The organism is Streptomyces sp. NRRL B-24085 (genome assembly GCF_001282115.1).
In the GTDB taxonomy this organism is placed as follows: Bacteria; Actinomycetota; Actinomycetes; order Streptomycetales; family Streptomycetaceae; genus Streptomyces.
On record NZ_LJBR01000226.1, the window covers coordinates 1 to 6,678 of the forward strand.

The window sequence follows — 6,678 nt, forward strand, 5'->3', positions numbered from 1 at the left end:
TTGTAGGCGGCCACCTGCGCCCGCCGCCCCGTCCGCTCCACCGGCCGCAACGCCTCCACCCTGGCCCGCATCTCGGCCGAGCTCACCGCACCCCCGTTCCCGTTCTCGTAGGCCAGCGACACCAGCAGCCCCACCCGCTGGGCGAGCTCCAGCACCCGCACCGCCCGGGGCGGATACCCCGGCGCCAGGACCTCCCGCCCCCGCTCGGCCCGAGCCCGGTACGCCCCGAGCGCCGCCTCCGCCACCGGCCCCGACGCGGCCACGTCCAGCCGCGACAACACCTCCGTGGCCTCCCGAAGGGCCTCCGCCAGTTCCCGCTCGGCCTCTCCCAGCGAGGGAACGTCCGCCGGCGGAGCCTCCCGCACCGGCAGCACCTGCCACACCACCTCGACATGCACATCACCCGCGGGCCCGGCCTCGTACACCTCCGGCACCAGGCCCAGCGCGGCACCGTGACAGACCACCGCCTCCTCCGCCTCCAGCGCCCGCGCGTTGAACTCCGGCGGACCGCTCAGCCCCAGCGGATGCCCCGGCGCGGGCAGCGCGACCCGCAGCCCCTTCACACCGAGCGACCGCAGCCGCCCCAGCGCCAGCGTGAGACCGACGGCCGCCGGCTCACCCGGCAGCCCCTCGACCCGGTGCACGGCATCGTCGGCGACGATCGCCAGCACGGCGTCATCAGGTGAGACAAGTCCGGCCAAAAGACCGTTTCCCCAAGCGGCAAGGCGTCCAGAGCGCGGTTCCGAGAGCATGCCCCCAGCCTAAGGACCGGACCGCTGGACGGGAGCGGCCGACCGGTGGCGTAGATTTCATCGAGGGCTGCGCCCGAAAGCGCGCACGCGCCAGCCGAGACGCCGACACCGGTCACACTGCAAGGGGAGACAACGCGCTCATGAGCGATGTTCTGGAGCTTCAGGACGTATCCGTGGTCCGCGAGGACCGGGCTCTGGTGGACCAGGTCTCCTGGTCGGTCAAGGAGGGCGAGCGCTGGGTCATCCTCGGCCCCAACGGCGCCGGCAAGACCACGCTCCTGAACCTCGCCTCCAGCTACCTCTACCCCAGCAAGGGCACCGCCACCATCCTCGGCGAGACCCTCGGCAAGCCCGGCACCGACGTCTTCGAACTGCGCCCCCGCATCGGCATGGCCGGCATCGCCATGGCCGACAAGCTCCCCAAGCGCCAGACCGTCCTGGAGACCGTGCTCACGGCGGCGTACGGCATGACGGCCGGCTGGCAGGAGGAGTACGAGGACATCGACGAGCAGCGCGCCCGCGCCTTCCTCGACCGCCTCGGCATGAGCGACTACCTGGACCGCAAGTTCGGCACCCTCTCCGAGGGCGAGCGCAAGCGCACCCTGATCGCCCGCGCGCTGATGACCGACCCCGAGCTCCTCCTCCTCGACGAGCCCGCCGCAGGCCTCGACCTCGGCGGCCGCGAGGACCTGGTCCGCCGCCTCGGCCGGCTCGCCCGCGACCCGATCGCCCCCTCGATGCTGATGGTCACCCACCACGTCGAGGAGATCGCCCCCGGCTTCACCCACGTCCTCATGATCCGTCAGGGCAAGGTGCTCGCCGCGGGCCCCCTGGAGCTCGAACTCACCTCCCGCAACCTCTCCATGTGCTTCGGCCTCCCCCTCGTCGTCGAGCAGGTCGGGGACCGCTGGACCGCGCAGGGCCTGCCGCTGTCGTGATCACGTGAAGTCCCCGCGAAAACAAGGGTAAGAAGCCCCTCCCCACCCCATCGCGCCCTGTCCGCGGCGGTACCCCCGGACCTACCATGACCATGTGAACGACATCGACGCATGGGTGTGGTGGCTCGTCGGCGCGGCTGCGCTCGGAATCCCGCTCGTGGTGACCGCGATGCCGGAGTTCGGCATGCTCGCGGCGGGCGCCGTCGCCGCCGCGGTGGCCGCCGGACTCGGCGGCGACATCGTCGTCCAGGTACTCGTCTTCGCCGTGGTCTCGGTGGCCCTCATCGCCGTCGTACGGCCCATCGCGACCCGGCACCGCTCTCAGTGGCCCCAACTCGTCACGGGAGTCGACGCGTTGAAGGGCAGACAGGCCGTCGTCCTGGAGCGTGTCGACAGCACGGGCGGCCGGATCAAGCTCGCCGGAGAGGTCTGGTCGGCCCGCGCTCTCGACACCGGCCGTGCCTACGAAGCAGGCCAGCAAGTGGATGTCGTGGACATCGAGGGAGCGACCGCGATCATCATGTGACCTCGCAGGATGCAACTGAACCGAACGCACCACGAGTTGCACGACGGTCTGTCAGACTCGACCAGCAAGATCTTCAACAACCATAAGATCTTCCGAAAACGCCGAGGCGGAGAAGGGCACGGGGAGCACGATGGAACCGGTCATCATCGTCTTGATCATTCTGGTGGTGTTGGTCTTCATCGCCCTGATCAAGACGATTCAGGTCATCCCACAGGCCAGTGCGGCCATCGTGGAGCGCTTCGGCCGCTACACGCGGACCCTCAACGCGGGACTCAACATCGTCGTCCCGTTCATCGACACCATCCGCAACCGCATCGACCTGCGTGAACAGGTCGTGCCCTTCCCTCCCCAGCCGGTGATCACCCAGGACAACCTGGTCGTGAACATCGACACCGTCATCTACTACCAGGTGACCGACGCCCGCGCCGCGACCTACGAGGTCGCCAGCTACATCCAGGCGATCGAGCAGCTCACGGTCACCACGCTGCGCAACATCATCGGCGGAATGGACCTGGAGCGGACCCTGACCTCCCGCGAGGAGATCAACGCGGCCCTGCGCGGCGTCCTCGACGAGGCCACCGGCAAGTGGGGCATCCGCGTCAACCGCGTTGAGCTCAAGGCGATCGAACCGCCCACCTCCATCCAGGACTCGATGGAGAAGCAGATGCGCGCCGACCGGGACAAGCGCGCCGCGATCCTCACCGCCGAAGGTACGCGCCAGGCGGCGATCCTCACGGCCGAGGGTGAGAAGCAGTCCCAGATCCTGCGCGCCGAGGGTGAGGCCAAGGCCGCCGCCCTGCGCGCGGAAGGCGAGGCCCAGGCGGTCCGCACGGTCTTCGAGGCGATCCACGCCGGAGACCCGGACCAGAAGCTCCTCTCCTACCAGTACCTCCAGATGCTCCCGAAGATCGCCGAGGGCGACGCGAACAAGCTCTGGATCGTCCCCAGCGAAATCGGCGACGCCCTCAAGGGCCTCTCCGGAGCCATGGGCAACTTCGGCGGCATGGGCGGCGGTTCGAACGGCGGCAACACGGGCTCGGAACGCCGGGAAACCCCGAAGATCGACTGACAGGACTGCAAAAGCAAGGTTCCCCGCGCCCAGCCAGGGGCGCGGGGAACTGCGCGACCAGCCACAACGAACCTGCAGCCGCCGACGAGCCGATCCCGGCAGACGACTAGGCGGCCTCCCGAGCCAGCCAGTCCGGCAGCGCCGAGAAGTCCTCGTGGCCCAGCGACAGCAGCATCGCGTCCGCTGGAGTCGGCTCGAACGGCTCCCGCAGCAACGGCATCCCTGCCTCCGCCGGAGTCCGGTTCGCCTTGCGGTGGTTGTCCTCAGCGCAGGAGGCCACCGTGTTCAGCCAGGTGTCCTGACCACCCTGCGACCGCGGCACCACGTGGTCCACGGTCGTCGCCCGCCGCCCGCAGTACGCGCACCTGTGCCGGTCACGCACCAGAACACCCCGCCGGGACCACGGGGCTTGTCTTCGGAAGGGCACCCGCACATACCTGCACAGCCTGATCACCCGGGGCGCCGGTATGTCGACCGCGGCTCCGCGCATGCGCAGTTCGGGGTGGGACTGCTCGACGACGGCCTTGTCCTGCAGCACCAGAACGACGGCCCGGTTCAACGTCACCGTCGACAGCGGCTCGAAGCTCGCGTTCAGTACCAGCGTGTCCCGCATGTCAGCCCACCTCCCATGTGCACCGGCCCACCCCCTGGCGGGCTTGGATCAACTCTGGCCGGGCACGCCGAGATGGACAACGCAATAAAAAAGTGCCCGCCCCTGATCAATTCCAAGACCAGGGGCGGGCAAACGCTCCATGAACGTCAGTCTTCGGCGGGCACCTCGTACTCACCGATCAGCTGGGCGCGCGCGATCGTGTGGAAGCGCAGGTTGAAGCCCACATAGGCGGGAGAGGCGTCGGAATCCGGCCCGAGCTTCTCCTGGTCCACGGCGTACACGGTGAACACGTACCGGTGCGGCCCGTCCCCGGCCGGCGGAGCGGCCCCACCGAAGTCCTTGGACCCGTAGTCGTTGCGCACCTGTACGGCGCCCTCCGGCAGCCCCTCGAACTTGCCGCTGCCCGCACCGACCGGCAGCTCCGTCACCGAGGCCGGGATGTCGAACACGACCCAGTGCCAGAACCCGCTGCCCGTAGGCGCGTCGGGGTCATAGCAGGTCACGGCGAAGCTCTTGGTCTCCGGCGGGAAGCCTTCCCAGCGCAACTGCGGAGAAGTGTTGCCGGCCGCGTAGACCTGAGCGTCCTTGAGCGTGGCGCCCTCCTGCACGTCCTCGCTCGTCACCGTGAACGACGGGACGGGCGGATGGAAGTCATGGGGGAGCGGCCGCTGCTTGAGCTCGGTCACCTCGGTACCTCCTGGTCGATTACCGGAATCAGCAGCTCCGAGCCTAGAACCAGTTGCGCTTGCTGCCGACTTCGGACAGCCACTGGTTGAGGTACCCGGCCCAGTCGGTGCTCTGGTAGTCGTGCAGCCCCACCTGGAAGGAGCGGAAGGTGTCACTGCCCTCGCTGAACAGACCCGGCTTCTTGTCCATCTCCAGGACGACGTCCATCGCGTGACCGTCCGCGACGAAGCTCAGCTCGACCTGGTTGAGCCCTCGGTACTGCTGCGGCGGGAAGAACTCGATCTCCTGGTAGAACGGCAGCTGCTGGCGCGTCCCGCGGATGTGGCCGCGCTCCAGGTCGGCGTTCTTGAAGCGGAAACCGAGCTGCATGAACGCGTCCAGGATCGCCTTCTGCGCCGGCAGCGGGTGCACGTTGACGGGATCGAGATCACCGGAGTCCACGGCACGCGCGATCGCCAGCTCGGTCGTCACGCCGACGTTCATACCGCGCAGCGCCTGGCCGTCGATCATCGTGATCGGCGTCTCCCAGGGGATCTCCAGACCGAACGGCACCGCGTGCACCGCGCCCGCCTGGAGCGTGAAGGCACCGCCGAGCGAGACCTTCGTGAACTCGATGTCCTGCTTGTACTCCTGGTCGCCGCTCTCGACCTCGACCTTGGCCTGGAGCCCGACCGACAGCCCCTCGATCTCCTGGTCGACGGACCCGCCCTGGATCCGCACCTCGCCCTGGACGACACCACCGGGGACGACGTTGACCTCGGTCAGCACCGTCTCCACCGAAGCCCCACCGGCCCCCAGGCTCGCGAGCAGCTTCTTGAACGCCATGTCTCTCCTCTTAGAACGCGCGGATTCCTGATCCCTACAAACGCGATCCGGCCGTGGTCGGTTCCGCGCCATCACCCTGGCAAGCGGACGGACCCTTGACCACCCCTTGGCACACACCCGTCTGGACTACGCTCGTACGCCATGATCACGCCCCCGGACCGTACGCCACTGCCCCGAGAGTTCTTCGACCGCCCCGTACTGGAGGTGGCCCCCGACCTCCTCGGCCGCCTCCTCGTCCGCACCACCCCGGACGGTCCGATCGTGCTCCGCATCACGGAGGTCGAGGCCTACGACGGCCAGAACGACCCCGGCTCCCACGCCTATCGCGGCCGCACAGCCCGCAACGACGTGATGTTCGGTCCGCCCGGCCATGTGTACGTCTACTTCACCTACGGCATGTGGTTCTGCATGAACCTCGTGTGCGGGGAGGAGGGCCGCGCGAGCGCCGTCCTGCTCCGCGCCGGCGAGATCCTCGAAGGCACCGAGCTGGCCCGCAAACGTCGACTCTCGGCCCGGAACGACAAGGAACTGGCCAAAGGACCGGCCCGCCTGGCAACGGCCCTGGGCGTGGACCGCGCCCTGGACGGTACGGACGCCTGCGCCCCGGACGAGACCCCGCTGAGGGTACTCACCGGCACCCCGGTCGCCTCCGACCAGGTACTCAACGGTCCGCGGACCGGGGTGGCCGGCGAAGGAGGCGTGCACCCCTGGCGGTTCTGGGTCGCCAACGACCCGACGGTGAGCCCCTATCGCGCCCATGTCCCGAGGCGGCGCTCAAGTTGACTCGCTCTTGGAAGATGCGTAACGTGGCCCGAGCCGCTTGACCCGGTTACGGCGATCGCCAGCAGCCGAGAGCGGCCAAACCACTACCTACGACATCCCCTCAGCGGGGCGATTTCGGCGTGCCCGCACGCCCGAATTCGAACTCGCGGAACTCGATTATGAGTTGCCGAGGGAATGGGCTAACGTAGTGAATGTCGAAAGGCCCCGCCGACAGGGAATCAGGCCCGAAAGGATCTGATAGAGTCGGAAACGCAAGACCGAAGGGAAAAGCCCGGAGGAAAGCCCGAGAGGGTGAGTACAAAGGAAGCGTCCGTTCCTTGAGAACTCAACAGCGTGCCAAAAATCAACGCCAGATATGTTGATACCCCGTTCCCGGCCGTCACGGCTCGGGGCGAGGTTCCTTTGAAGAAAACACAGCGAGGACGCTGAGAACTATCACCTTATTCCGGTGGTGGTTCCGCTCTCGTGATGTGCGAACCGGATAT

General features: G+C 68.1%; 7 protein-coding genes and 1 pseudogene. 4 read left to right on the forward strand and 4 right to left on the reverse strand.

What is annotated here, in order from left to right; all coding sequences use genetic code 11:
• Positions 1–752, reverse strand: a 752-nt coding sequence (locus AOJ26_RS24035; protein ID WP_078960012.1) for a hypothetical protein, incomplete at its 3' end; no start/stop codon positions are given.
• 140 nt (positions 753–892) lie between these two features.
• Between AOJ26_RS24035 and AOJ26_RS24040 the strand changes: the two are divergent.
• The 3 genes and pseudogenes from AOJ26_RS24040 to AOJ26_RS24050 all read left to right on the forward strand — a co-directional run.
• A pseudogene (locus AOJ26_RS24040) lies at positions 893–1,423 on the forward strand (ABC transporter ATP-binding protein); the annotation flags it as partial.
• Positions 1,424–1,784: 361 nt separating this feature from the next.
• Positions 1,785–2,216 (forward strand): NfeD family protein, encoded by a 432-nt coding sequence (locus AOJ26_RS24045; RefSeq protein WP_053850430.1) that lies wholly within the window; start codon positions 1,785–1,787, stop codon positions 2,214–2,216.
• Between the two features lie 130 nt (positions 2,217–2,346).
• On the forward strand, positions 2,347–3,285 hold the full coding sequence (locus AOJ26_RS24050; RefSeq protein WP_053850431.1) for an SPFH domain-containing protein: 939 nt from the start codon (positions 2,347–2,349) through the stop codon (positions 3,283–3,285).
• A gap of 106 nt (positions 3,286–3,391) precedes the next feature.
• On the opposite strand, the gene AOJ26_RS24055 is transcribed toward AOJ26_RS24050, so the two are convergent.
• From AOJ26_RS24055 to AOJ26_RS24065, 3 genes are all read right to left on the reverse strand, one after another.
• Entirely contained in the window at positions 3,392–3,898 is a 507-nt protein-coding gene (locus AOJ26_RS24055) for an HNH endonuclease (RefSeq protein ID WP_031060381.1), read from the reverse strand.
• A 146-nt stretch (positions 3,899–4,044) separates the two neighbouring features.
• A complete protein-coding gene (locus tag AOJ26_RS24060) occupies positions 4,045–4,584 on the reverse strand; it encodes a YbhB/YbcL family Raf kinase inhibitor-like protein (protein WP_053850432.1) in 540 nt (179 codons plus the stop codon).
• A 43-nt stretch (positions 4,585–4,627) separates the two neighbouring features.
• Complete coding sequence (locus AOJ26_RS24065) at positions 4,628–5,410, reverse strand: sporulation protein (RefSeq protein WP_053850433.1); 783 nt, start codon at positions 5,408–5,410, stop codon at positions 4,628–4,630.
• A gap of 141 nt (positions 5,411–5,551) precedes the next feature.
• On the opposite strand from AOJ26_RS24065, the gene AOJ26_RS24070 reads away from it, so the two are divergent.
• Positions 5,552–6,193, forward strand: a complete 642-nt coding sequence (locus AOJ26_RS24070) for a DNA-3-methyladenine glycosylase (protein ID WP_053850434.1) — start codon at positions 5,552–5,554, stop codon at positions 6,191–6,193.
• Positions 6,194–6,678: the final 485 nt, after the last annotated feature.

Excerpts from the sequence above, each read along its gene's own strand:
- AOJ26_RS24070 (WP_053850434.1), top strand. The coding sequence starts at position 5,552 with ATGATCACGCCCCCGGACCGTACGCCACTGCCCCGAGAGTTCTTCGAC.
- AOJ26_RS24055 (WP_031060381.1), bottom strand. The coding sequence starts at position 3,898 with ATGCGGGACACGCTGGTACTGAACGCGAGCTTCGAGCCGCTGTCGACG.
- AOJ26_RS24050 (WP_053850431.1), top strand. The coding sequence starts at position 2,347 with ATGGAACCGGTCATCATCGTCTTGATCATTCTGGTGGTGTTGGTCTTC.
- AOJ26_RS24065 (WP_053850433.1), bottom strand. The coding sequence starts at position 5,410 with ATGGCGTTCAAGAAGCTGCTCGCGAGCCTGGGGGCCGGTGGGGCTTCG.